This window comes from Paenibacillus sp. J22P218, from assembly GCF_056269195.1.
The window spans coordinates 220212-246847 of record NZ_JBWDNL010000009.1 but is presented as its reverse complement, the minus strand read 5'-3'; the positions used below and the strand labels follow the sequence as shown (position 1 = coordinate 246847).

The window sequence follows — 26636 nt, the reverse complement described above, 5'->3', positions numbered from 1 at the left end:
CTCGGTCGATGGATGGCGTCCTAACGGAAAAAGAAAAGTTTCGAGGCAACCAAGCGAGTGCGAACAAATTTATTTTAAAAATAGTTTGACAAAACCCAAATGCTGGCTTTATTATGATGAGAATCAAATGAAGGGAGGCCGACCACTATGTTCAGCTACAATCTACCTGTCGAAACACAGCTTCAACTACAGCTTAATAGCTTGTCCATGTCGTCGGCCTCATCGGGGCCCTCGACTGCTTTCTAATACTTCGCGCTTATTGAAATTTGTTGCGAAGTAGCAGAAGCATAGGCGTATTGAAGCCGTGGACGATGAGTATCGTCCGCGGCTTTTTTGCGTTCATTTCCGTCACAGAGAGGGTTAGAGAAGTTATGAAAGAAATGTATTATCAGCAGGTAAGCCTGCCAGCGGGACAGGTGCATGTGTATGCCGGACCCGAATTGTTCGCCGCGCTTGATTACAAAGTGTTCGAAATGGCGAACAACAATTTGCAAATTCCGAATCAATTTTATATGAGCTACACACCGGACGTTCACGTCGGAGTAGGAACGTGTATTGGAACGACTGCCGTATGGCAAACCGAGAACGGGTATGTGTCGCCGTCTATTGTCGGCAGCGATATCGGCTGCGGCATGCGGGTGCATCTGACGAATATGCACAAGGATGAATTACAAGATATTAAGCTGCGGCGCAAGCTGGTGAAGGCGATCGATAAGTATTTGCCTTCTGAAGAGCATGCACGGGGCCACTTCTCCGATATTCGGCTTGAGCATGTGCTGAAGAAGGGATTGCATGGACTGCCGAAGAAATATGTCCCTGACGCATATACGCCGCGCAAAGCGAGCTCGCTCACCCATGTCGAGAGCAGCAAGTTCAGCTTCGATGAGGAAGCGCTGAACCGGTTTCCCGAGGTGGTGTGGCATCGCTCGCACCGTCAGCTAGGGACGCTAGGCGGAGGCAATCACTTCGCGGAGATTCAAGCGATTGAGATTGCGGAGGAGAACCGCGATATTGCGCAGAGCTGGGGCCTATTCGACGGTCAGGTTGCCGTCATGATCCATTCCGGCTCGCGGGCTTGGGGCGGATCGGTCAGCCAGTATTGCAGCAATGACATTGCGAAGATGATGCGGGCCGAAGGCATTGGCACGGCCGATCCGAAGCTCGTATACGCCCCGCTGTCCCACCCGCTTGGCGAGATGTATGTGAATCTGCTTTATTCCTCGTTGAATTACGCCGTCGTCAATCGCCATCTCATAGCCTATGCCATTCGCGAGGCAGGCAAGGAAGTATTCGGCTCGAAGTTCGAGATGAGCACGCTATACGATCTCATGCATAATTACGCATGGGAGGAGCAGCATGACGGAGGAAATTATTTCGTTCATCGCAAAGGCGCGACACGAGCGCTGCCGGCAGGGCATCCGGACAATCCGCAGACCTATGCGGCTACGGGCCATCCGGCGCTCATTCCAGGTTCGATGGGAACGTCCTCGTATATTATGGTTGGCAGCGAGGGCGGCAAAAACAATTTTCATTCCATCTGCCACGGAGCGGGGCGCATTCGGTCGCGCAGCGCCACGAAGCGGCTCATCACTGTAGATGAGTTCGCGTCCGCCATGCGCGTCGGCGAGGAAGATGAGGTTGTCGTGGGTAAGCGCTCGCTGGAGTCGCTCATCGATGAGTCCCCTCAAGCTTATAAGGACGTCGATCAAATTATCGAGAGCGTCGTGGGCGCGGGGCTCGCCAGCGTAGTCGCGAAGTGCAAGCCGCTCGCAACAGTGAAGGGCGTATAGGATAGAACGAACGATTATTAATAGAAGAGAGAAGAGGAAGTGACCCTAATGACCGAAGTCCGTTATGAAATTTTGCAGCAATTAGGCGACATAGAGCGGGAGGAAAATGTTCGAATCTTATATGCATGCGAATCGGGAAGCCGGGCTTGGGGCTTCCCTTCCAAAGACAGTGATTATGATGTGAGATTCATCTATGTGAGGCCGGTTGAATGGTATTTGTCTATATTCAGCGGCAGAGATGTCATCGAGCGGCCGATCAGCGACATGCTGGACATTAACGGTTGGGACTTGAAGAAGGCGCTTGGTTTATTCCGCAAGTCCAACCCGCCGCTGCTCGAGTGGCTGCAGTCGCCAATACCGTATTTCGAGAATAGTACGGTAGCGAATCGGATTCGAGAGATCTCGCCGTTATCTTTTTCGCCGAAATCCTGTATGCATCACTATCTGAATATGGCTAGAGGCAACTATCGAGAGTATTTGCAGGGTGAGCAGGTCAGAATCAAAAAGTATTTTTACGTGCTGAGGCCGCTCCTGGCTTGCGAATGGATCGACACCGAAGGAACGATGCCCCCGATGGAATTCGAACATCTTGTCAGGGCATATATGGCAGAGGGAAGCGAGCTGCGTAATGTCGTGGAGGAGATGCTTGCGCGCAAAAAAGCCGGAGACGAGCTCGATTACGAGCCACAGCTCAAAGTCATCAACGCATACATAGAGAGTAAGCTTGCCTATTTCGAGAAAGCGGCTGCTGCGCATAAAGCGCCGGAGACGCTGCTGGACGATAAGCTGGATGATCTGTTCCGACAGGTGTTGAAGGAAGTATGGAGCTAGAGCCGACAAGGATAGTGGATGGTACATAGGAGGGAATAAGAGGTGGCAATCGTACAACTGAGCTCGAGCAATCCAGATCTGTCGTTCGTGATTAAGAAAAATCCGAATGCGGGCATGATGCTTCGAGCGGTAAGGAAAGGAATCGCCTACGGCTGGTACAGCGAGCCGTCGACGTTCCATGTTTACTTCAAGGATGCGGATAATGAGGTTTCGTTCAAAAAACACGCAAAGGACGACTTCGAATACTTGAACGTATCCCGTTACAATACACCGCTGTTCCCGCTCGCGGCGATCAATGAGTTTTTCTCAGCGCCGCTGAAGGCTCAGGATACGCGGGATGTAGAAGGCTATGAGCATACGCTTCATATCAATATGATTCATATTCATCTTGTGCGTTATATTGAGTTTTTCAATAAACATATGCAAGGCTTCACGTTCGAAATGGAGCATCTTGCTCACAAGAGCTATTCACTTACGATTAAAACGGAGAAAAGCCTGCATCAGCTGATGCATGTCGCCAGCGTGCTTTGCTTGTTTCTAGCGTTGTTCGGCGAGGAGTACCTCGATCTTTCAGATGACTTGATCGTGAAGTACATGAAGAGCGTTCAACTAATCGACGCGCCGTTCTACATTCGCAGTCTGTTCGCCCGGAACTTCCTTTCGACAAGAGAGCGATTCAAGAAGTATAAAGCCGAGCTGGAGAGATCGGATCGTTACGCGATCAGCTTCGAATTCGGCGGTACGGCGCAGCAGCGGCGAAGCTTCATCGGCGGCGTGCTGCCGTTCAACAAAGCGATCGTGGACGTCGGCTGCGGTGAAGGTTTCTACGCGATTCCTTTCGCGGCGAAGATCGAAGACAGCTATTACGCGATCGATATTAACGAGCCATTGCTGGAAATCGTGCAGCGTAAGGCGCAAGCAAAGGACATTGACAATATCGCGACGTACCCGTCGATTGACCAGTTTGTCGGACAATATAATGGGGAGCGCGTCGATGTCGTCATGACCGAGGTGATCGAGCATATGAGCGAAGAAGAAGCGGCTGAGCTCATTGTACAAATATGCGGCAGCGTGGATTTCGATCATTTTGTGCTGACGACGCCTAACGCGGATTTCAATACGTATTACGAGCTGGAGGACTTCCGGCATGACGATCATAAATGGGAAATGGGACGCACCCAGTTCGAGCAGTGGTTGCATCGCATTATCGCACCGCTAGGTGTAACCTGCGAGTTCGTTGCAATTGGCGACGGCGTGAATGGTGTGCGGACGACGCAAGGCGCGATTTTGAGAAAGAGGGGGGAATAGGAACAGTGGAAATAACGACGAAGGTTCATACGATATTTATGTTGATCGGATCGACGGAATGCGGCAAAACGACGTTCGCGAAGCATGTTCTTATTCCTCAGCTTGGCTTCGAGGATGCAGCGCGCGGCGTGAAGGCGAACGTACAATATTTGTCCTCCGATGGCATTCGCCAGGAGCTGCTTGGCTATGAATACGATAAGTACGACCAATTAATGCTTGAGGCAAGCGCTCAAGCGTTCCAGCTATTGTACGAGCGGCTGCGTATGGTGACATCATTCCCGGTGAACGCGGAATTCGTTGTTGTCGATACGACTGGACTTGCTGAGGACTTTAGGGAAAAGGTTCGGGAAATCGCGAAAGCGAATCATTATAACCTAGAGGTTATCCTGTTCGACTACAAGAAGCGGGAAGATTATTACGCCTCAGAGCGTTCGAAGAAGCTGATTACGGCCCATATTAATCGGCTGCGCAAAGAAGTGCTCGGTTCACTGGCAAGGGAGCAATACGGCAAGATTCATAAAGTGAGGGAGAAGGACTTCTTGTCGCCGGTCGATGGCGGTGCTAATCCCGATTATAAGGTTAACATCACGAATAAGGATGAATTGATTTCGTGCTCATTGCCTCAAGACGGCAAATACATCGTCGTTGGCGACGTGCATGAAAGTGTCGATGAGTTGAAGGCGCTGCTCGTTAGCTTTGGTTTCGAGCTGGATGGCAATAGTCTTATTCATACGGACAAGACGCGGAATACGAAAGTGCTGCTTGCAGGCGATTGGATTGATAAGGGCGGTCGAACGGGAGAGATTATCGAGTTTCTCTATGACAATCAAGACAACTTCCTGTTCGTGATAGGCAACCATGAGAATTTTGTGAGCAAGTACATGAAAGGCGAGATCAAGGGCGTGGAGCAGGAGCTCTTGGATAACTTTTTCGATTCGACGAAGACGCTCTCGAAGGATAATTCGCTGCTCGCCAAGTTCGACCATTTGGTCTCATTGTCGAAGTCGTTCTATCGACTGATCGGCACGCGTACGCCATCGTTTTATGTAACGCATGCGCCTTGCGAGAACAAGTATATTGGTAAGCTGGATAGCGATTCGGAGCGCCATCAACGCAACTTCCGCATTGACCGCGACAAGCCGCTCGAAGAGCAACTGCCATTCTTGAAGCGGGATGCGGTAGGCAACCATCCGTATCATCTGTTCGGCCATATTGCGGCGCAGCAGTCGTTCCGTATCAAAAATAAGATTCATATCGATACAGGCGTTGTGCAGGGCAATGCGCTAACAGGAGTCATATTGGCGCATAAACCTTTCTTCAAGACGCAGAAGGCTGGGGCGGTCATTTCGGATGAGCCATTGCCGCTCTTGTTCAAGGAGGAACGCAAAGTATCGCTGCAGGAGCTTAGCGATGAGGATTCACGCAGGCTGCAATACATTTCGAACAATAAGATTAACTTTGTATCGGGAACAATGTCGCCTGCGGATAAGGACGAAGCTGCCGGAGAGCTGGAGTCTCTTGCGCGCGGACTGGATTATTTTGCGAATCGCGGCATTCATAAGGTCGTGCTGCAGCCGAAGTATATGGGCTCTAGATGCAATGTGTATTTGCACAGAGAGCTTGAGCAGTGCTTCGCTGTCAGCCGCAATGGATACAAGATAAATGCGGTCGATATGGCACCGGTGTATGAGGTTTTACTTGGCAAGTTGGGTTCCTATATGGAGGAAAACGGGATCGAAATGCTGTTGCTTGACGGAGAGCTGCTTCCTTGGCTGGCGCTTGGCGATGGCCTCATTCAGCGGCAGTTCAAGCCGATAGGCAAGGCGCTTGAGACAGAGCTTGCTCATCTGGCTGGGAGCGGATTCGACGAGGCTTTGGGCAAGCTGCTGCAAGCATATGAAGAAAGCGGCTTCGAGAAGGATCAGCATCATATGGCGAAGAACGTGCTTAGCGAGAAGCATGGGGCAAACATCTATCAATCTTATAAGCATGTTGCCGATCTGCGAGGGAAGCATGTTCCGCTCCACGAGCATATTGGCGCTTATGAAACGTACAAGAAGCAGCTTGAATTGTATGCCGAAGCAGGCGAACTGTCGTATAAGCCGTTCGCGCTGCTTAAGATTGTTTACCAGAACGGCGAAGAGCTGCTGCCGGATTGGCCGACTTCGGAGATGTACCGGTTCTTGTCGGATGACGAATTCGTTGTGCTTGATTTGTCTGAGGCGGGGAGTTATGAGGCAGCGGAGCGCTACTTCGCCGAGCTGACGGTAGAGCAACATATGGAGGGTGTCGTCATCAAACCGGAGGAGCGGGATGAGCGGACGCTGCCTTATATGAAGGTTCGGAATAAAGAATATTTGTCGATCATTTACGGATACGATTATCGTTTTCCTCATAAGTACGGCAAGCTATTGAAGCAGAAGAATATTCAGCTTAAAGCGAGGACGTCGCTCAATGAGCATCGCCTCGGCAATCGGATGCTCGCGATACCGTTCGCCGATATTAACACGGCGAATGAGAGCTATAGAGCAGCGGCAGCTGAGCTGCTATTCGAGACAGCCAAGGAGAAGGAAATCGATCCGAGGCTGTAATCAGGAAGAAGGAAGCATTTTGCGTCACGGGTTAACCGGGCGCAGAATGCTTTTTTTCTACGCAGGCAAAGTTCGAGTTCGGCTATCCGAGCCTCGGTTGCTGATACTAACGGACACCAGAGACCCTTATGGGTCTGATTTGCGATTTTAACTGTACTAACGGACAAATAAGCCTCTAACAGGTGTGTTTGGCAGCGGAAATCGCTTCGATTGGCGCAATTAGCGTCTGTCGTGTCCGTTACGATGCAGCGGTGGTCGAATAATGGCAATTAGGGTCATTTATGTCCGTTAGCCGACTGCTCCTAATTGAGTCGCCGTAGTTTTTTTGCGTGTAACAAAGCAATATTCGCATCGGTCTCTAATTATTGGGTAATAGTAGTTAGGAAGGAAAAGGAGGGATCAAGGTGAAGCTCACGCATGAACAGCGAATACAGCTGCATGGCTTCAATAACCTGACGAAGTCGCTCAGCTTCAATATGTACGATATCTGCTATACGAGGTCGAAAGAGGAGCGAGAGTCTTACATCGCCTATATCGACGAGCAATACAATTCGGATCGGCTGACGAAAATATTGAATGACGTGTCCGATATTATCGGCGCTCATGTGCTCAATACCGCCAAGCAGGATTATGTGCCGCAGGGCGCAAGCGTAACGCTGCTCGTATCGGAAGGGCCGATTGTCGAGGTGCCGACGGAGTCGTTCGAGGAGTCGCCGGGACCGCTGCCGAATTCGGTTGTCATGCAGCTCGATAAGAGTCATATTACGGTCCATACGTACCCTGAATACCATCCGGACGAAGGAATCAGCACGTTTCGAGCAGACATCGACGTATCGACCTGCGGTGAGATCTCACCTCTCAAGGCGCTCAACTACTTGATCCATTCTTTCGATACGGACATTATGACGATCGATTACCGGGTGCGCGGATTCACGAGAGATATCTACGGCGATAAGCTGTTCATTGATCACGATATCAATTCGATCCAAAATTATATTCCGAAGGAAGAAGCCTCCCTGTACGATATGATCGACGTCAATATTTATCAGGAGAACGTATTCCATACGAAGTGCAAGCTGAAGCAATTCGATTTGAACAATTATTTGTTCGGCTACACGAAGGACGAGCTGACGCAAATGGAGCAAGAGGAGATTACGAGCCGCTTGAAGTCAGAAATGGATGAAATCTTTTATGGCAAAAATATAAGGAGCTGATCACAGATGACGAATGCATCCAATAATAAAACGCCTGTGTTTCCGCCGCAAAATCAAAATCGACAGCCGGGCATCGAATCGGAAATGAATCCGCTGCCGATCTACGAATGGGAAGGATATAAGGCGGCGGGCAAGCTGAAGGGGAAGGTCGCAATCATTACGGGCGGCGACAGCGGAATCGGCCGTGCGGTTTCGGTTGCCTACGCGAAGGAGGGCGCCGACGTCTGCATCGTGTATCTGAACGAGCACGACGATGCGAAGACGACGAAAGCAGCCGTTGAGCGGGAGGGTGTGAGGTGCCATCTGCTGGCTGGCGATGTCGGAGACGAATCGTTCTGCAAGGATGTCGTGAAGCAAACGATAGAGACGCTCGGCAGACTGGACATCGTCGTTAACAATGCGGCTGAGCAGCATGTCAGGAAGAAGCTGGAGGACATTACGGCCGAGCAGCTTCATGCAACGTTCCGCACGAACGTGTTCAGCATGTTCTATCTGACAATCGCAGCGATGCCGCATCTGAAAGCGTCGGCCTCTATTATTAATACAGCTTCGATCACAGCGTACAAAGGCAATCCGACGTTGATCGATTACTCCTCAACCAAAGGAGCAATTGTATCGTTCACCCGTGCGCTCGCCGCCAACCTCGCCGCCCAGGGAATCCGCGTCAACGGCGTTGCTCCCGGCCCGATCTGGACACCGCTTATCCCGGCTTCTTTCGACCCGCAGTCCGTGTCGACTTTCGGAACGGACACGCCGATGGGACGCGCCGGCCAACCGTATGAGCTGGCTGCGGCGTACGTCTATCTGGCATGCGATGATTCCAGCTATGTGACCGGTCAGATGCTTCATATTAACGGCGGTGAGATTGTGAATGGTTAAATGATATCGGAGGGAGCATGGCTTACAGAAAGCCATGCTCCTTGGCGTAATTACCCCAATGCGGCCGTCTGCCATCGACGTCGACGATGCCGAATTCATCGGACATGGTCCAACTCGGGAATACAAGCCCGGAACGAGACATCAGATCGGTACTTGCGGCCAGCGCAGCAATGCCCTTCCCGATATAATAAGGCGTCTCCGATTGCAAGAAATGGACGGCGTTAGGATCGTCGCTATGGTGGACGGCATCCTGCCAGTTGTCCTCGGTTACATTGAAGTGCTCAAGCATTTCCTCGGAACGAAGGAAGCCAGGCGTAATGGCTATTGCAGCGACTCCGTGAGGCTGAAGCTCCGCCGCCATCGCTTCTGCAAGATGGATGGGCGAGATCTTCGCTAAGCTGTAGAACAGATTGCCGCGATAGCGGTAGTCAATGCCGTCTGTAACTTCGATAATGAGTCCCTGCCCGCGGGCAACCATAAGCGGCGCGCCGTAATAGCTCGTGATGAGATGGGACTTTACCGCACGCTCTTGCATGAGCAGTCCGTTCGCCAGCGATTGCTCCCAGAACGGCTTGCCCCATTCGCTCAGCTTCTCGCCGCCCCAAATATTGTTGACGAGAATATCGAGCTGTCCCTCGTGCTCTTCCTTGATCCGTTCGAATAACGCTTGTACTTCCGACGGATTCGTATGATCGACACGGACAGGAACGCCGATGCCGCCGCCCGCAGTGACGAGCTCGGCCGTCTCCTCGATCGTCTCCGATCTGTTTAAGTCCGATGGATTTCCCCGCATGCTTCTTCCTGTGCAATAAACCGTTGCCCCTGCAGCACCTAGACCTACGGCGATCCCGCGTCCTGCACCGCGCGTCGCGCCTGCAACGACTGCTATTTTTCCTTCTAATGGCTTCATTCGGATGCTCCTCTATACATGTATTTGATCCATTGTTATTGTAGTTTAACAAAGAATACATGACAGCATACTGTCATATATATTACTGAGCGCAAGCATGGCTTGAACGAGCAATGGTCATTTCGTTATGGTATGATTAATGGATAAATCTCGTCGTCTCTTCAGGAGACGATTGTATAAAGGAGAGATGCCAGCTATGGCTATAGCATTCGAACAGTACTTACAAAAATATGCGCAATTGATCGTCAAAACAGGCGTTAACGTGCAGCAAGGACAAGAGGTCTTCATTACCGGAGCTGTCGAGCAGGCATCCTTCGTCCGACTCGTAGCTGCCGCAGCCTACGAAGCGGGAGCGGGCAACGTACATGTGGAGTGGACGGACGACGCTTTGTCCAGACTCAAATACGAGAAAGCAGACGATAAAGTGTTCACGGAGTATCCGCAATGGGAGACGGATAAGCGTAATTCATTCGTCGAGCGCGGAGCGGTGTTCGTCTCCATCGTGTCATCCAGCCCGGACCTGTTGAAAGGAATCGATCCAACAAGGATCGGCAATTTCCAAAAGGCTGCAGGGCAAGGCTTGCGCGAGTTCCGCAGAGCAACCCAAGCCGACAAAGTGAGTTGGACAGTTGTCGCGGCCGCGGGCAAGGAATGGGCTGCGAAGGTGTTCCCGAACGCTGGCGGGCAAGAAGCGGTCGAACTGCTGTGGAACGCGATATTCGACTCCGTTCGTCTGCATGCGGAGGACCCGGTGCAAGCATGGGAAGAGCATCATGAAACGTTGTCGGCGAAGAGCGACAAGCTGAATGAATATCGTTTCCACAAGCTTCATTATACGGCGCCAGGAACGGATCTTACGATCGAGCTGGCCGAAAAGCATATTTGGGTTGCTGCAGGCAGCACGAACGTGCAAGGCGTGCCGTTCATGGCGAACATGCCGACGGAAGAAGTGTTCACGGTACCATTGAAAGAAGGCGTGAACGGTTATGTGTCGAGCACCAAGCCGCTTAGCTACGGAGGCAACATTATCGACCGTTTCAAGGTGACGTTCGAGAATGGGCGCATTGTCGGAACGGAAGCGGAAGAAGGCCATGAATTTTTGCAAAAGCTTGTAGAAATCGACGAAGGCTCTCATTACTTGGGTGAAGTGGCGCTTGTACCGCATCAATCGCCGATCTCGGAATCGAATATATTGTTCTACAACACGTTATTCGACGAGAATGCATCGAATCACTTGGCCATTGGCAGCGGTTATGCCTTCAACATCGAAGGAGGCAAAACGATGTCTCCCGAGGAATTGATCGCCAATGGCGTCAATAGCAGCATTACGCATAATGACTTCATGATCGGTTCTGCCGAAATGGATATCGACGGCATTCAGAAGGACGGCACGGTCATCCCGATCTTCCGCAAAGGAAATTGGGCATTTTAATCAATAACTAGGGTTATCCTTATAGAAGAGGGGCAGTTGCGCAGCAGGCTTTGGCCGGTGCAACCGCTTCTCTTTTTTTATTTCGCATTCATGATTATTAAGAGGGGATATGTGGAAAAACATACAAGAGTCGCACAAATGGGGGTCATTCTATATGACAAATGTCATATAGGTCTCTTGACGTTTATGACTACAGGTCATGACGATTTTTCTTTACAATGAATATTGAGGATGCCGGACGATTGAAAATACTTCATGTATCTTCCATGCGTTATATTGAGGAGTGAGTTTGCATGACAGAGCAGAAACAAGCGAACTTGAAAAAAGAAGTCGCACCTTACGAAAAAACCGAATTGAAATCGAGCATTAGACAGCTCATTAACACGATAGTGCCATTAGTGTTACTTTGGTACGCTGCTTATTATAGTTTGTCCATATCTATCCTGCTTACGCTTGCAATCGGAATCGTCGCTTCCGGCTTTGTTATTAGAACGTTCATCATATTCCATGACTGCTGTCATCAGTCGTTCTTCAAGAGCCGCCGAGCCAACGATATTATCGGCACGATAACAGGCGTCTTAACGCTCGTTCCTTATCAGCAATGGAAAAACTCGCATTCAATTCACCATGCGACGAGCAGCAATCTCGACAAACGCGGAGTAGGCGATCTGTGGATTCTGACCGTGGACGAATACGCTGCAGCGTCAAAGTGGACGAAGCTGGCTTACCGTCTATACCGCCATCCGCTCGTCATGTTTGGATTAGGTCCGATTGGCGTGTTTATGGTGCAATACCGCTTCAACCGTAAAGGCGCCAAACGCAAGGAACGTTTGAATACGTATTTGACGAATATACTTATCGTAGCGCTGTACGCGCTGTTAATCTGGGCTATCGGCTGGAAAGCCTTCTTGCTGGTACAAGGTCCGATCTTCTACTTGTCCGGTGTACTCGGTATTTGGCTGTTCTACGTACAGCATCAATTCGAGGATTCTTACTTCGAGCATAATGATGAATGGAGTTACGTGAAAGCAGCTGTGGACGGAAGCTCTTACTACAAGCTGCCGAAGGTGCTGCAATGGATGACCGGAAATATTGGCTACCATCATGTGCATCATTTGAGCCCCAAAGTGCCTAACTATTACTTGGAGGAAGCGCATAACTCAACGCCTCCGCTGCACCAAGCAACGACGATTACGATCAAGGAAAGTCTCGAATCGCTGAAGTTCCGTCTATGGGATGAAACAGGCGGCAAGTTCGTCAGCTTCAGAGAGGTGAGAGGCCGTCTGAAACAGTCAAGCAGGGCTCATAAGGCTGCCAAAAGAAGCTCGACAAGGCCTAGCTTGCAAGGCAAGTAAGCAGTGATTGCCGATACGCCGGTATATGCTACAATACTAGCATGTTGACTACCCGGGGCCGGCATGATGGAAAGCCTCTCTGGCTATAGGAGAATGAAGCATGATGCAGAAGTGGTATCAAATCTTTCATAAAAGCACAGGATTAAGCCCATACGTTTGGGTCGTCCTGTGCATTCTTCCTTTTTACTTCATATTTCGTTCTTCGACGACGTACGAGATCGTGTATGGGATTTTGATGATCATCCTATTCTTCGTATGTTACGTGCTTTCGTTCGTATCAAAAGGATGGAAGCTTTACTTCTGGACGAGTATGCAGATTGTGATCTCGATAGCGATGACGCTGCTGTTCAGTTATGTTTACTTCTCGATTTTCCTGGCGCTCTTTATCGGTAACGTGCAGAACCGAATCGGATTTTTCACCTTGTATGCCGTACATTTGATTACGACGTTTGCTACGATTAACTACGGTTTCGTATCGTCGAACCCGCTGTTCATCTCGCAGTTCCCGTTTGTATTGGTCTGCTTGATCGTCGTTATTCTGCTGCCTGTCAATACCTATAACCGGATCAAACAAGACCGCTTGCAAGGGCAGCTAGAGGATGCCAATAAGCGGATATCCGATCTCATAACGTTGCAGGAGCGTCAGCGGATCGCTCGCGATCTGCATGATACGCTCGGACAGAAGCTGTCGCTGATTGGACTTAAGAGCGACTTGGCGGGTAAGCTCCTCACGAAAAATCCGGCTAAAGCGCAAGCGGAGATCAACGATGTGAGACAGACGGCCCGCACAGCGCTTAAGGAAGTCAGGGAGCTTGTGACGCAAATGCGCGGGACGAGAGTTGAGGATGAGATGTTCCGCGTGATGCAAATATTGAAGGCGGCAGAGATTGAGTTCCGCCTCGAAGGCGAAGTGAAGCTGGCCGATGCGTCGCTGCTTATAGAGAACGTGCTGAGCATGTGCTTGAAAGAAGCGGTTACGAATGTGGTGAAGCACAGCGGGGCGACGGAATGTTTGGTTGCGATTGAGCCTAGGCGGGGAGAGCTGGTCATTCGTGTGTATGATAACGGGATCGGGATTGCGAATGCCGCGAATGCGATGAGGGGTAACGGCCTGCAAGGCATGAAGGAGAGACTGGAGTTCGTCAACGGAAGCCTGGAGATCCAATCCGTCGAAGGAGCTGGAACAACCTTGCTTATGAAGGTGCCTATCCCTATCATACAGCCTGCAAAGGAGGCAGAAGCGTGATTTCAATTGTTATTGCGGAGGATCAGCGGATGCTGCTGGGGGCGCTTGCTTCATTGCTTGATCTGGAGGACGATATGAAAGTCGTCGGTACGGCAGGTAATGGAGAGGAAGCGATAGCGCTTGTCCAGCGTCATAAACCGGATATCTGCATCATGGATATTGAGATGCCGGTGAAGAGCGGCCTGGAGGCCGCTGAAGAGCTGAAGGGTCTGGGCTGTAAAGTGATGATCTTAACGACGTTCGCGAGGGCGGGTTATTTCGAACGCGCGCTGAAGGCTGGCGTTAGTGCCTACATGCTCAAGGACAGCCCGAGCGAGGAGCTGGCTGGATCGATTCGCAGCGTCATGGCGGGCCGTCGCATCTATGCAACCGAGCTTGTGGACGAGGCTTACGGCGGCCAAGACAATAATCCGCTTACCGAGCGCGAGAAGGAAGTGCTCGGACTCGTCGCGGACGGCAAGAATACGAAGGAAATTGCGAGCGAGCTGTTCATAACGACAGGAACGGTCCGCAACTATATATCGGTTATCCTTGATAAGCTTGGGGTTAACAACCGGATTGAGGCGATCACCCGGTTCAAGGAGAAAGGCTGGTTTAAGTAAAAGCATTGGGTAAGTGAACGGCAGGACTGGAGTAAAAGCTCCGGTCCTGTTTTTTTGTAGTAGATGTAAAGCAAACGCAGTATGTTGCGAATAGAACATGCCCAATTGGAAAAAATAACTTGACATTGAATTCATATATGTCATAATGATATTATCAAATTGAAATTATCGAATTCAATATCATTCAAAGCAGGTGAATCCAATGTCCGAGCAAATTGAGAACGAATCAAACTATTCATCGAACCATTATCGTACGCCAGACGGCGCGCCTGCGGATATTGTAATATTCACTATTACATCGACCGAAAGAAATATAGGTAAGAAGGCGCTGCCGCTTAGAGAGCTGCAAGTGCTGTTGATTGAGAGGAAGCGCTGGCCGTTCGAAGGTCAGTGGGCGCTCCCGGGCGGGTTCGCCAAGGAGACGGAGACGATCCAGGCGTGCGCGGAGCGCGAGCTTGCGGAGGAAACGGGCGTATCGGGGCTTCATATCGAATATTTCAACGTATACAGCAAGCCGGGACGTGATCCCAGAGGCTGGATTATCTCCCACGCCTTCTTCGCGCTCGTCCATGAATCACTGCTTGAAGAGCGCCGCGCGGCGGACGATGCCGCGGATGTCAGGCTGTTCACGGTGGAGGAGGCACTGGCGATGGACCTGGCATTCGATCATAACGAGGTGCTTAGAGACGCGCTCGATCGAATCCGTCACAGCATGCTGACAACGACGATTGCGAAGCAATTTTTGCCCGAAGAGTTCACGATTAGCGAGCTGTACCAAGTGATTCAGACGGTCGTGCCGGAGTTCGAAGAACAAAATTTTATTCGTAAAATAACGTCGACGCAAAGCCGTAAAGGCCTCATTGAAGAAGCGATAAATCATGCGGGGCAGCAGAAGATGTCCAATCGCTATTCTCAGCGTTCAGCGCAGCTTTATCGATTTACCGATTATGTGCCTCAGTTGTCTATTTACAGCTAGGCATTCTTTTTTAAAGGTTCATATTGTCGTTTTGAAACTATTAAGATAGGGACGGTGTTGTTGATGAAAGCATTGATCGTTATCGATTACACGATTGATTTTGTGGTAGGGAAGCTGCCTTGCGGCGAGCCGGGTATCGCGATTGAGGGGCGAATTGCAGAGCTGACGAAGCAATTCGCGGAGCAAGGGGAATATGTCGTTATGGCCGTTGATTTGCATGAGGAGAATGACAGCTGCCATCCCGAGCACAAGCTGTTCCCTCCTCATAATATTCGCGATACGGAAGGACGCCGTCTATACGGCAAGCTAGATGAAGTGTATGAACAGCATAAAGCTAACATCTATTGGATGGACAAAACGCGGTACAGCGCTTTTGCCGGGACTGATCTGGAGCTGAAGCTGCGGGAGAGAGGCATTACCGAGCTGCATTTGGTTGGCGTCTGCACCGACATTTGCGTCTTGCATACCGCTGTCGATGCCTATAACAAAGGTTTCGAGATTCACGTCCATGAAGATGCTGTTGCCAGCTTTAATGAAGCAGGACATGAGTGGGCGCTGGGGCATTTCCGCCATACACTTGGCGCTGCAGTAGAGAAAGAAGGAGAGTGAGCCCATATGAACGGACCTAACTTAACGCTTCATACCGATAAATATCAGATTAATATGATGTATGCGCACTGGCTGCATGGCACAGCGAATGAGAAGGCGGTATTCGAGGCTTACTTCCGTAAGCTGCCCTTTGGCAACGGCTATGCGGTATTCGCCGGACTAGAGCGGATCGTCCGCTATATCGAGGATCTGCGCTTCGGCGACGAAGAAATCGACTATTTGCGCACGCAAGAGGAGAACTATCAGGAAGCGTTTCTGGAAGAACTGCGGAGCTTCCGGTTCACGGGCAATCTATACGCCGTCCCCGAAGGGACCGTTGTATTCGCAGGGGTGCCGCTCCTATGCGTAGAGGCGCGGATGTTCGAAGCACAGCTGATCGAGACGGCGATGCTGAATTTCTTAAACTATCAGACGCTTATTGCGACGAAAGCGGCGCGCGTGAAGCAAGCTGCTCAAGATGACGTGCTGCTGGAGTTCGGTACGCGCAGAGCGCAGGAAGCGGACGCAGCCGTATGGGGAGCAAGGGCGGCTTACATTGGAGGGTTCCATGCGACGTCGAATATGCGTGCGGGCATGATGTTCGGCATTCCGGCCAAAGGGACGCATGCCCATGCATGGGTGCAGGGTCATGATACGGAAGAGGAGGCATTCCGCAAATATGCGGAGGCGCTGCCCGATCAAGTGACGCTGCTCGTCGACACTTACAATACGCTCACAAGCGGCGTTCCGAACGCGATCAAAGTGGCGAAGCTTCTTGAGAGTCAGGGCAAGCGGATGCAGGCGATCCGACTGGACAGCGGGGATCTCGCTTACTTGTCGCAGACAGCCCGCAAGATGCTTGACGAGGCAGATCTTCCTTACGTGAAGATTGTCGCGTCGAATGATCTTGATGAAAATATTATTTTCAACCTGAAGGCGCAAGGCGCGCGGATCGACACTTGGGGTGTTGGCACGAAGCTCATCACGGCGGCCGATCAGCCGGCGCTAGGCGGCGTCTATAAGCTGGTCGCCAGGGAGAAGGACGGCGAATACATTCCCGTTATCAAAATATCGGGCAACCCCGAGAAAGTAACGAATCCCGGTTATAAGGAAGTATATCGCATTGTGAACACCCGTACGGGTAAAGCGGAAGCGGACTACGTCACGCTTAAGGGAGAGAAGGCGGCGGCAGACGGCAAGCGGATTAAGTTATTCGATCCGGTGCATCCGTACATTCATAAATATGTCGATGAGTATGAGGCTATCTCGTTGTTGCAGCCGATATTTGCGGCAGGCAAGCTTGTATATGAGCTTCCGAAGCTTAATCGTATACAGGAATATCATGCAGCGCAGCTTACGCTGTTCTGGCCGCAATATTTGCGCAAGCTTAATCCTGAAGCTTATCGGATCAGCTTAAGCGAGGCGGCCTACAAGCTGAAGATGGATTTGATCGAGCAGCATCACGGATAACGGATAGGCATTGTGCAGCTAAGGAAACGGGGGAGAGGAAGATGAATAAGACGTGGACGATGGTCGCTGCGCTAATCATTATGCTTGGAATCGCTTATTACACGTCGACTACAACGCTTGAAGTTGTGGCGACGACAACAGGGCTGCTCAGCGTTTGGTTAACGGCTAGAGAGAAGATTTGGGCATGGCCAATCGGTCTAGTGAACGTCGCTTGCTTCTTCTACATGTTCTATGAAGTGAAGCTTTACGCGGATATGACGCTGCAGGTGTTTTTCTTCATTTTAAGCATCTATGGCTGGGTCATTTGGCTGACGAAACGGAACGGTGCGAAGGTAAGGCCGACACGGCGAATTACGCCGAGGCTGGCGGGGATCCTGCTAGTCGCTCTGTTCGCGGGAACAGGGATATGGGGGTATGTGCTCTCGACGTACACGGACGCATCGATTCCTTATCCAGACGCCTTCATCGCGATGTTAAGTTTAATTGCCCAAATGCTGCTATCGTACAAAATATTAGAGAACTGGTACTGTTGGATCGTCGTTGACGTGTTATCGGTAGGCATGTATTTGTATAAAGGTTTGAATATGCTCGCCTTCCTATACGTGATCTTCTTGTGCATCGCTATCTCGGGACTTATCACTTGGAAAAAACAGCAGGAGGTGGCGACATGGGAGAACGAGAGCGCCGCATTGGACTGACGCTTGGCAAATATGCGCCGTTTCACAAGGGCCATCAATATGTTGTTGAAACGGCGCTGCGCGAGATGGATGAAGTGATCGTCATCATCTACGACTGCCCGGAGACGATCGATATTCCGCTGCCGGTACGGGCGGGATGGATCAGAACGTTATACCCGGCTGTTCGCGTGATCGAGGCGCGGGGCGGACCGAATGAAGTGGGCTACACGCCGGAAATCAAAGCGATGCACGAGCAATATGTGTTAGGGCTGCTGGAGGATCAGCGGATTACCCACTTCTACTCGAGCGAGCCATATGGCGAGCATATGAGCGAGGCGTTGAAGGCGGCGGATCGGCGGGTTGATGTGGAGCGGACGACGTTCAAAGTATCGGGTACGGCCGTACGTGAAGCGCCATATGAGCAACGAGCCTTCCTTGATCCGTTCGTATACCGCGATATGATTAAGAAAATCGTATTGCTCGGCGCACCATCGACCGGGAAAACAACGCTTGCCGAGGAGCTTGCAGCCCGTTACGATACCGTATGGATGCCTGAATACGGGCGGGAATATTGGGAACAGCATCAGATGAATCGGCGCTTAACGAAGGAACAGCTCGTCGAGATTGCCGAGGGGCATAGAGAGCGCGAGGAAATACTGTTCAACGAAGCACGGCGTTACGCCTTCGTCGACACGAATGCGATCACGACATATATGTTCGGCCTCTATTATCATGGTTCGGTGCATACAAGGCTGGCTGAACTGGCTGAGCTAGCCGTTACACGATATGATCTCGTGTTCGTGTGCGACACGGATATCCCGTACGACGATACGTGGGACCGGTCAGGGGATGTGCAGCGGATGGAATTTCAAGCAGCGATAAGAGCGGATTTGGAGCAGCGCGGCATCCCGTATACGCTGCTCAGCGGGACGGTAGAACAGCGTGTGCGGCAGGTTGCCAGTTCGCTTAAAGCCAGCGGGAGGCTGACCGATTAACTCCTAGGAATAATCGAATGCGAGCGATATAGGACGAAAAAAGAGAGGAAAGCCTGGACGGTGGTGCGCACCGTTCGGGCTTTCCTCTTCTCCTGTCATACCGTAGTCTGCCTATAATCCCAAGATGTCAACGTTTCGCGCAATCATTCTGCGGATCGGCTCCGCTTCATTCGGCTTTTGCTCGCTGAGACGTGCCAACGCGAGGACGATTTCCCAGTACAGCAATTCCTCCCGACTGTATGACGACCCTTCCAGATAGGCGCTTACGTATCGGTTATGGAAAGGAACAACCAGCTCCTGCGGAAATCCTGCTACCTGTAAAATAACGGAGGTCATCGCGACGTCGGCTAGCGGGTGGAAAGCTCGGGCATTCATCCAATCGATGACGTAGGCAGTGTCGCTTGATAATAAAATGTTAAACGGATGGAAATCAAAATGGCATAACAATGATTTCTCCAGAGGTTGCTGAACAAACGCAAGCAGCTTTTTTTTCTGGCTTTCAAGCAAGGTAAAGGAATGGTCATTTCGAATGAGTGTAATCAGTTCTTCTAACGGAGAGGACAGCCCTAGTGCCTCAGCCTGATGAACATGCAAATGAATATTTGCAAAAATGGCTCCAAAGCGCTCCAAAGCATCCGGCTCCGCTTCGATTGCCGCATTTAGCGGCGTTCCTTCAATTTTGTCATAAACAATGCCTGTTCTTCCCTCGTAATCTATGATTTCATGAGGCTCGGCTAGATGGACGCCAAGCCGAGCAACGCTGCTTGTAATGGCAAATTCCTTCTGCGCACTGGCTTCGTTGCCTTTATTGAATAGCTTTAAGCAAAGGCCGTCATGCCAATCGTAGACATCGGCTGTGGCGCCGCGTCCGATTAGAGTAAGTTCAATCATCTGGACTTCCTCACTTTCCCATAAACCGAATAGCCTATTATAGCATTCGGCTAATAGGAGGGCTAGCCGAAGATCACTATTGGGATGACTAGGCTACAGTTAGCGTATGTCTTCACTATATTCGTCCTGCACTTCACCATTTTCGTCCTTCGCTTCGCTTGAAGAAAATGGTGAAGTCGCATGCTCTTCTTTATTCTCCGCTGGAAGCCCTCTTGATTTTGGAAAATCGATAATAACCCGAATATTTCCCGTTGAGCGAAGCCTGAAAACCGATTATGGTCAGAGCAGTTAGAGAAATGTGTAACGCAAGGAGGCTGCATATGGTCGTAATCAACGGTACAAAAAGTTATGTGTTTGAAGGAGACGCACCATTCGGAAGCTGCCATGCTTCTACGTTGGTCAGGCTGTCTTGCGGCAGCTCCGTTGCTGCATGGTTCGGCGGCACCTGCGAGGGTGATCCGGATGTGAATATATGGATGTTGCGTTTTATAGGTGATCAATGGTCGCCGCCGGTGAAAGCAGCTGAGGAAGAGGGCGAATTCTCGTATCCATCCATCGCGGAAGCGGGAGGCAAGCTGTACGTCACCTATACTTGGAATCGCAAAAAGATCGCTTATTGGGAGTTGACCGTATAATGGGCATTTTCGAGGTTAGAGAAAAAGTTTTTACTTATGACAATGAGCCCGTTCGACTCTTCTCGGGCGCTGTTCATTACTTCCGGATCGTACCGGAGTATTGGCGCGACCGCTTGCTGAAGCTGAAGGCTTGCGGCTTTAATACGGTGGAAACGTATGTCCCATGGAACTTTCATGAGCCGAAGCCGGGCCAATACCGGTTTGACGGCATGGCCGACATCGAGCGATTCCTGCGTATCGCGGCGGAGCTGGACCTGTTCGTTATCGTCCGCCCAAGCCCTTATATTTGCGCGGAATGGGAGTTCGGCGGTTTGCCTGCTTGGCTGCTTGCAGACTCGGATATGCAGCTTCGTTGCTACTACAAGCCGTTCCTCGATCGAATCGATGCGTATTACGACGAATTGCTGCCAAGGCTTGCGCCGTATCAATGCACGCAGGGCGGTCCGATTATTGCGATGCAAATCGAGAACGAATATGGAAGCTACGGCAACGACAGCCGTTATTTGCACTATTTGAAGGAAGCGATGATAAGCAGAGGCATCGACGTGCTGCTCTTTACGTCGGACGGACCGACTGACGCGTTACTGCAGGGCGGAAGCGTTCCCGGCGTGCTGGCCACCGCGAATTTCGGTTCCAGTCCGGTATCATCCTTCGCGAAGCTGCGCGAATACGAGACGGAAGGGCCGCTTATGTGCATGGAATATTGGAACGGCTGGTTCGATCATTGGGGCAAGCCGCATCATACGCGGGAGGCGGACGACGTTGCTTCCGTCTTCGGCGAGATGCTCGAAGCGGGAGCTTCGGTCAACTTCTATATGTTCCATGGAGGAACGAACTTCGGCTTCTACAACGGGGCGAATTGCCAGCTGTACAACCATTACGAGCCGACGGCGACAAGCTACGATTACGACGCGCCGCTCGATGAAACGGGGCAGCCGACGGCGAAATACGAGGCTGTGCGCGAGGTGCTTACCCGCAACACGAATCAGTCGACCAACGTTCTTCAGGCTATGCTGCCTGCTCCGGCGGAGCGGGCTGCCTACGGGCGAGTCGAGATGCATGAGCAGGCGAATCTATTCGGGCAGTTGAATGCTCTGACCGAAGCGGTTCGCTCTCCGGTGCCTCTGCCGATGGAGAAGGTGGGGCAAAGCTATGGTTTCATCTGCTATACGACCCATATCACGGGACCGAGGCCGATGGAGCAGCTTCACTTGCAGGAAGTGAGAGACCGCGCGCTTGTCTTCGTGAACGATGCTTTCATCGGAGTGATCGAGCGTGCGACGACGGAGCAGACCTTATCGATTGAAGTGCCGGAAGGCGGAGCAGAGCTGCGTATTCTGGTCGAAAATATGGGCCGGGTCAATTATGGACCTTATTTGAAGGACCGCAAGGGCATTACCGAAGGGGTAAGGCTAGGCTTTCAATTTCTGTTCGATTGGACCATACATCCGCTTCCGTTCGACGAGCTGTCACGGCTCGCTTATGGCGCGGTAGTAGAGCACAAACAGCCTTCCTTCTACCGAGCAAATCTTCCTATCGATCAGCCTGCCGATACGTTTATCGATATGAGCGGCTGGACGAAAGGGGTCGTTTACGTGAACGGGTTCAACCTGGGACGTTATTGGAACAGAGGGCCGCAACAAACCATGTACGTTCCTGCTCCGCTGCTTCGTGAGGGAGTTAATGAAATAATCGTATTCGAGCAACATGGGATGAAGGAGCCGTCTATTCGATTAACGGATAACCATGTATTGAACGGAACGAATGAGGGATAAGGGGAAATCAGGGCAATGCAAATGAAACAGTCGATTCTATTTTACGATGCATCGTTTCCATATGAAGGGGTAAGGCCGAACGCGCAGCAATTGTCCGAACTGGCGATGATCGGCAAGGTGATCGGTGCGGAAGGACTCGCCGAAGCGCTTGAGAAGGCGGATAGCCTTGTCTATTTGCACGGCAAATACGTGCCTAAGGAAGCTTGGTCGTCTATTCTAGCTTTCTTGAAACGCGGCGGCGCGCTTGTTCATATCGGCGGCGAACCGCTGCGCGTCCCTGTTTATCTAGACGGCGGACGTTGGCGTACAGAGCCCGTCCAGACGGCCTATCATCAGGCATTGAACATTCACGAAATGCTTGCGGTCGACGTTGCTAAGGTCGAGCGATATGCAGCTAACGAGGATATTTCGCTGTTCTCGGGCATGGAGCGGCTCTTCGAAGTGCAGCCGACCGTCGGCTTCGTGCTTCATGCGACGAAAGCGGACGATCAGCCTGGGCAGGGAGGAACAAGCGGCCCGATGGACGTACATCTATACCCACTGCTCAAAGGGATGACGTCTGATAACCGGGAAGTATGCGCTCCAGTCGTTCTGATGGAAAACACGAAAGGTGATTTCGCGGGCGGCAGGTGGCTGTTCGTCAACCAGACTATCGAATTCGGTTTCTGGTCACAAGGGGGCGCGGCCGCTATCCGTGAATGGAATAACTATTGTGCCAAAGGCGTTACCGAAATCTGGTTCAAGCCGAATTACGGCTGCTACGAGCCGGGCGAGCGTCCGGTATTTAAACTGCAGCTGCAAGCGCTTGGAAGACGCCCCTCACACTCGCAGCCGCACTTGCAGACTCAATCTGAGAAACAATCATCCGAACGGCAGCTTTCTGTTGTTTGGCAGTTTCATATCGCTGTGGCCAAAGAAACAGGCGGAACGATCCAGCAGGTATGGACCGGAGAAGCGGAGCTAGAAGCGGCGCGAGAGCCTGCCTCAATTCGGCTTCCGATTCCAATAACGGTAGAGCCCGGCTATTATGCAGCCGAATGCGTTGCCCTATCGAGCGAAGGCGAGAAACGAATTTTCCGTCAAGGGTTCTGGGGCTGGGATGCCAAGCTGCTGGAGCAAGGAGAGCCGCTTGCCTGCGACCGCGATTATTTCCGCAAAGAGGGCAAGCCGATGCCGATCGTAGGCATGACTTATATGTCATCCGACGTTGCGCGCAAGTTTTTGTTCATGCCGAACGCGGCAGTCTGGGACAAAGACATGGCGCAGATGAAGAAGGCAGGCATCAACTATATAAGAACAGGCATATGGACGGCGTGGCGGCAGGCGATGTTCGTGGACGGACATCCTTCCGAGGAGGTCATGCGGGCGATTGACGCCTTCCTGCTAACGGCCAAAAAACACGGCCTCGAGCTGACCTTCACGTTTTTTGCATTTACGCCGGAAGCATGGGAGGGCGTGAATCCTTATCTCGATCCGCGCAGCATCGAAGCGCAGAAGCGGTTCATCGCAGCAATCGTAGAGCGCCATGCCCGTTCGATGCACGTTCATTGGGATCTCATTAACGAGCCGTCGATGTTCCGTCCGGACAAGACGTTCAGCGGGCCTCAGACGGGCGGCGACATTTACGAGAGAGAGCTGTTCTCCCGCTGGTTGTCAGAGCGTCACGACGGCGATATCCGGTTGTTGCAGGAGCGGTGGAACAGAACGCCGCTGGAGCTGCCTTCCTTCGAGGCTGCAGCTCCGCCGCGCAAGGAAGAGATCAACTTCTATACGACGCCGATTAATCCAAGCCGTAACCAGGCATGGCTCGATTATTGCCTGTTCACTATGGAGATGCACAATAGATGGGCTCGCGAGCTTGGCAGCGTCATTAGGAGGATTCAGCCGAAGCAGCTCATTACGGTCGGTCAAGACGAAGCGCTTGCCGGACAGCGTCCCTCTCCGTTCTTCTATGAGGCAGAGGTCGATTATACGAATATGCACTCCTGGTGGCAGATGGATGACCTGATCTGGGACGGCGTATTCGCCAAAAGCCCGAATAAGCCTTGCCTCGTGCAGGAGACCGGCCTGATGTACGTCGAGACGGCGGATGGAAAGGCGAAGCGCACCGAGACGGAACTGAGAAATATGCTGGAGCGCAAATATGCTTATGCATTCGCGACGGGCGCAGCAGGTGCTGTGCAATGGGTGTGGAATATCAATTTCTATATGAATAACGTCAACGAGTCGAATATCGGAGCCGTCAGAGCGGATGGAACGGAGAAGCCGGAAGCCGACATTTCTTACGATTTCGGCCGCATTATGGGGCAGATCGGCCACTTGTTCGAAGGTCGCCGCTTGGAAGAGACGGTCGTCGTCTATCCGTATTCGAACGACTTCTCCGCGCGTAGTCTTGCGCTTGAAGCGACTTCGAAGCTGACGCGAACGATGGCTTACGAGCTGAAGCAGCCGTTCCGGGCGATGGGAGAATATCAGCTGGAATCGTTATCCGCCCAGCCGCCGAAGCTAATTATCGTACCAAGTCCACATAATTTCAGCAGCGATGCCCTTAGCCTGCTTCTGAAGCATACGAAGGAGCATGGCGGAACGCTTCTATTCACGGGGCCGATGAGCCTTGACGAATATTGGCGGCCGACGGAAAGAATGATCGGGCTGCTGGGCGCAACGCAGGTTGGAAACGTGCTGCGCGAGGAGGCGCTGGAGCTGGAGGGAAGACTCGTTCCCGTATCGTTCGGCCGGAACAAGCTCGCAGAAGTGTTCAAGGAAATCGGCACGATTGATGAAGGCGGGTTGTCGGCCACTGCCCTGACGACCAAGAAAGTGGGCAGAGGGACGCTGCTATGGTGTCCGCTGCCGATCGAGCTGAACGAACGTACCGAGTCGCTCGCGCAGGTGTACGATTACGCGATAGACCATGCCGGCGTAGAAGCTGAGATGCTCTGGCTGAAGGGAGGCGAGCTGCCCGGCTTGTACGGTCGCAAGCTTGCCTTCCAAGAAGGCGCGTTGTATATCTTCGTCTCGGAGTATGCGAACCGAGCGGAAGTGGAAATCACTGACCCCGTAACCTGCTGTTCGTATTCGTTCAGCTTGGAGGCGGAACGGACCGTCATGTTCGCTGCGGATGCCGGCGGCAGGCTGTTGGCCGTTTATAGACCGGAGGAAGTCCAAATCAACGTTAGCGGTGGTCATTAATTACCGAGAATGAACGGAGGAAAATCGATGGTAGAGATGGAGCGCGCGAAGCCGTCGCGGCAGCAGGCCGCATGGCAGGACTTGGAGCTGGGCATGTTTTGCCACTTTGGATTAAATACGTTTTGCGATCGTGAATGGGGAGCGGGGGATGACTCTCCTGCCGCCTTCAACCCGTCGGCATTGAATGCGCAGCAATGGGTTCGCAGTGCCAAGGATGCGGGTTTCCGTTATTTCATGCTGACGGCCAAGCATCATGACGGTTTTTGCCTGTGGCCGACGAAGACGACCGATTATTCGGTCAAGACCAGTCCTTGGCGTGACGGCAAAGGCGATGTCGTACGGGAATGCGCGGATGCTTGCTTGGAGGTTGGCCTGCCCTTCGGCATTTATATATCGCCATGGGATCGCCACGATCCTAGGTATGCGGATGTGGCTGCCTATGACGACGTTTATTGTGAGCAGTTGACAGAGCTGCTTACCGGCTACGGGCCGCTCGTCGAAATATGGTTCGACGGCGCGGGCTCGGAGGGCAGGACATATGATTGGCCCCGCATTATGGGTCTCGTGAGAAAGTATCAACCCGATGCGATGGTATTCAACATGGGAGCGCCAACGGTGCGTTGGGTCGGCAACGAGGACGGCTTCGCGCCGTATCCGTGCTGGAACGCGGCGGAGGCGGCGCGGGTCAGCATGTTCACGAATGATATGACAGCGTGGCTGCCGGAGACGCCGGCATGGGTGCCTGCCGAATGCCCCGTGCCGATTCGCGGCAACCATTGGTTCTGGCATCCGAACGACGAGACGCCGCTGCGCAGCCTTGAGGAGCTGGTTGATCTGTATGAGCGATCAGTCGGACATGGCGCCACACTGCTGCTGAACGTCGCGCCTGATAATAGAGGACTGTTCCTGGTGGAGGAAGCGGAGCGCTTGGCGGAATTCGGCAGCGAGCTGAGGAGGCGTTACGGCAATCCGTTAGGTGAGAGCAACGGAGATGGTCGTTCCACGGTCGTTCAGCTTCCTCCCGGCAAGGCGGTTAAGCGGCTTGTCCTTATGGAAGATATCACGTACGGCGAGCGCGTCCGAAACTATACAGTAGAAGCATGGATTGACGGTCAATGGATACAGATTGCAAGCGGAAGCGCCATCGGCCATAAAAAAATCGATACGCTCGACGTACCGATTCATTCGGAGAGCTATCGGCTTACCGTACTGGAAAGCGAAGGCGAGCCCTTTATTAGGTCGTTTGCCGTCTACGGGGAATGAAAGGAGCTATACCGAG

The 26636-nt window shown here is 52.0% G+C and carries 21 protein-coding genes; 19 read left to right on the top strand and 2 right to left on the bottom strand.

Annotation, left to right across the window (positions count from 1 at the left end):
- The first annotated feature begins 371 nt into the window (after window positions 1-371).
- From AC0YN0_RS29545 to AC0YN0_RS29520, 6 genes are all read left to right on the top strand, one after another.
- Window positions 372-1790: an RtcB family protein gene (locus AC0YN0_RS29545; RefSeq protein WP_475824510.1), complete on the top strand. Its 1419-nt coding sequence runs from the start codon at window positions 372-374 to the stop codon at window positions 1788-1790.
- Between the two features lie 48 nt (window positions 1791-1838).
- Window positions 1839-2621 carry a nucleotidyltransferase domain-containing protein gene (locus AC0YN0_RS29540; RefSeq protein WP_475824509.1) on the top strand — a complete coding sequence of 261 codons (783 nt, stop codon included), beginning with the start codon at window positions 1839-1841 and terminating at the stop codon, window positions 2619-2621.
- Between the two features lie 42 nt (window positions 2622-2663).
- Window positions 2664-3929 (top strand): class I SAM-dependent methyltransferase, encoded by a 1266-nt coding sequence (locus tag AC0YN0_RS29535; RefSeq protein ID WP_475824508.1) that lies wholly within the window; start codon window positions 2664-2666, stop codon window positions 3927-3929.
- Window positions 3930-3934: 5 nt separating this feature from the next.
- A complete protein-coding gene (locus AC0YN0_RS29530; RefSeq protein ID WP_475824507.1) occupies window positions 3935-6520 on the top strand; it encodes a metallophosphoesterase in 2586 nt (861 codons plus the stop codon).
- A 404-nt stretch (window positions 6521-6924) separates the two neighbouring features.
- Window positions 6925-7734 carry an adenosylmethionine decarboxylase gene (gene speD, locus AC0YN0_RS29525; protein WP_337101061.1) on the top strand — a complete coding sequence of 270 codons (810 nt, stop codon included), beginning with the start codon at window positions 6925-6927 and terminating at the stop codon, window positions 7732-7734.
- A gap of 6 nt (window positions 7735-7740) precedes the next feature.
- A complete protein-coding gene (locus AC0YN0_RS29520) occupies window positions 7741-8613 on the top strand; it encodes an SDR family oxidoreductase (RefSeq protein ID WP_475824506.1) in 873 nt (290 codons plus the stop codon).
- Between the two features lie 22 nt (window positions 8614-8635).
- On the opposite strand, the gene AC0YN0_RS29515 is transcribed toward AC0YN0_RS29520, so the two are convergent.
- Window positions 8636-9523: an SDR family oxidoreductase gene (locus AC0YN0_RS29515; protein ID WP_475824505.1), complete on the bottom strand. Its 888-nt coding sequence runs from the start codon at window positions 9521-9523 to the stop codon at window positions 8636-8638.
- 196 nt (window positions 9524-9719) lie between these two features.
- Between AC0YN0_RS29515 and AC0YN0_RS29510 the strand changes: the two genes are divergently transcribed.
- The 9 genes from AC0YN0_RS29510 to AC0YN0_RS29470 all read left to right on the top strand — a co-directional run bounded on the left by AC0YN0_RS29510 (window position 9720) and on the right by AC0YN0_RS29470 (window position 18864).
- Window positions 9720-10955 (top strand): aminopeptidase, encoded by a 1236-nt coding sequence (locus AC0YN0_RS29510; RefSeq protein WP_475824504.1) that lies wholly within the window; start codon window positions 9720-9722, stop codon window positions 10953-10955.
- Between the two features lie 293 nt (window positions 10956-11248).
- Entirely contained in the window at window positions 11249-12310 is a 1062-nt protein-coding gene (desA, locus tag AC0YN0_RS29505) for a Delta(5) desaturase DesA (protein WP_475824503.1), read from the top strand.
- Between the two features lie 103 nt (window positions 12311-12413).
- Window positions 12414-13556, top strand: coding sequence for a sensor histidine kinase (locus tag AC0YN0_RS29500; protein ID WP_475824528.1), 1143 nt, complete (start codon window positions 12414-12416; stop codon window positions 13554-13556).
- Entirely contained in the window at window positions 13553-14158 is a 606-nt protein-coding gene (locus tag AC0YN0_RS29495; protein ID WP_337101056.1) for a response regulator transcription factor, read from the top strand. Before AC0YN0_RS29500 ends, AC0YN0_RS29495 begins: the two co-directional genes overlap by 4 nt.
- Window positions 14159-14360: 202 nt before the next feature.
- Window positions 14361-15134 (top strand): NUDIX domain-containing protein, encoded by a 774-nt coding sequence (locus AC0YN0_RS29490; protein ID WP_475824502.1) that lies wholly within the window; start codon window positions 14361-14363, stop codon window positions 15132-15134.
- Window positions 15135-15197: 63 nt separating this feature from the next.
- On the top strand, window positions 15198-15743 hold the full coding sequence (locus AC0YN0_RS29485; RefSeq protein WP_475824501.1) for a cysteine hydrolase family protein: 546 nt from the start codon (window positions 15198-15200) through the stop codon (window positions 15741-15743).
- Window positions 15744-15749: 6 nt separating this feature from the next.
- Window positions 15750-17192: a nicotinate phosphoribosyltransferase gene (locus AC0YN0_RS29480; RefSeq protein ID WP_475824500.1), complete on the top strand. Its 1443-nt coding sequence runs from the start codon at window positions 15750-15752 to the stop codon at window positions 17190-17192.
- 41 nt (window positions 17193-17233) lie between these two features.
- Window positions 17234-17890 (top strand): nicotinamide riboside transporter PnuC, encoded by a 657-nt coding sequence (gene pnuC / locus AC0YN0_RS29475; protein WP_475824499.1) that lies wholly within the window; start codon window positions 17234-17236, stop codon window positions 17888-17890.
- On the top strand, window positions 17860-18864 hold the full coding sequence (locus tag AC0YN0_RS29470; RefSeq protein ID WP_475824498.1) for an AAA family ATPase: 1005 nt from the start codon (window positions 17860-17862) through the stop codon (window positions 18862-18864). The genes pnuC and AC0YN0_RS29470 overlap by 31 nt, the downstream gene beginning before the upstream one ends.
- A 111-nt stretch (window positions 18865-18975) precedes the next feature.
- Here the strand turns inward: AC0YN0_RS29470 and AC0YN0_RS29465 are convergent, their stop codons facing one another.
- Window positions 18976-19755, bottom strand: a complete 780-nt coding sequence (locus tag AC0YN0_RS29465; protein ID WP_475824497.1) for a phosphotransferase family protein — start codon at window positions 19753-19755, stop codon at window positions 18976-18978.
- Window positions 19756-20075: 320 nt separating this feature from the next.
- On the opposite strand from AC0YN0_RS29465, the gene AC0YN0_RS29460 reads away from it, so the two are divergent.
- The 4 genes from AC0YN0_RS29460 to AC0YN0_RS29445 are packed head-to-tail and all read left to right on the top strand — an operon-like array spanning window position 20076 to window position 26620.
- Window positions 20076-20390 (top strand): hypothetical protein, encoded by a 315-nt coding sequence (locus AC0YN0_RS29460; protein ID WP_475824496.1) that lies wholly within the window; start codon window positions 20076-20078, stop codon window positions 20388-20390.
- Complete coding sequence (locus AC0YN0_RS29455; RefSeq protein WP_475824495.1) at window positions 20390-22165, top strand: glycoside hydrolase family 35 protein; 1776 nt, start codon at window positions 20390-20392, stop codon at window positions 22163-22165. The genes AC0YN0_RS29460 and AC0YN0_RS29455 overlap by 1 nt, the downstream gene beginning before the upstream one ends.
- 15 nt (window positions 22166-22180) lie before the next feature.
- A complete protein-coding gene (locus AC0YN0_RS29450; RefSeq protein ID WP_475824494.1) occupies window positions 22181-25357 on the top strand; it encodes a glycoside hydrolase 5 family protein in 3177 nt (1058 codons plus the stop codon).
- 27 nt (window positions 25358-25384) lie between these two features.
- Window positions 25385-26620, top strand: a complete 1236-nt coding sequence (locus AC0YN0_RS29445; protein WP_475824493.1) for an alpha-L-fucosidase — start codon at window positions 25385-25387, stop codon at window positions 26618-26620.
- Window positions 26621-26636 lie beyond the last annotated feature (16 nt).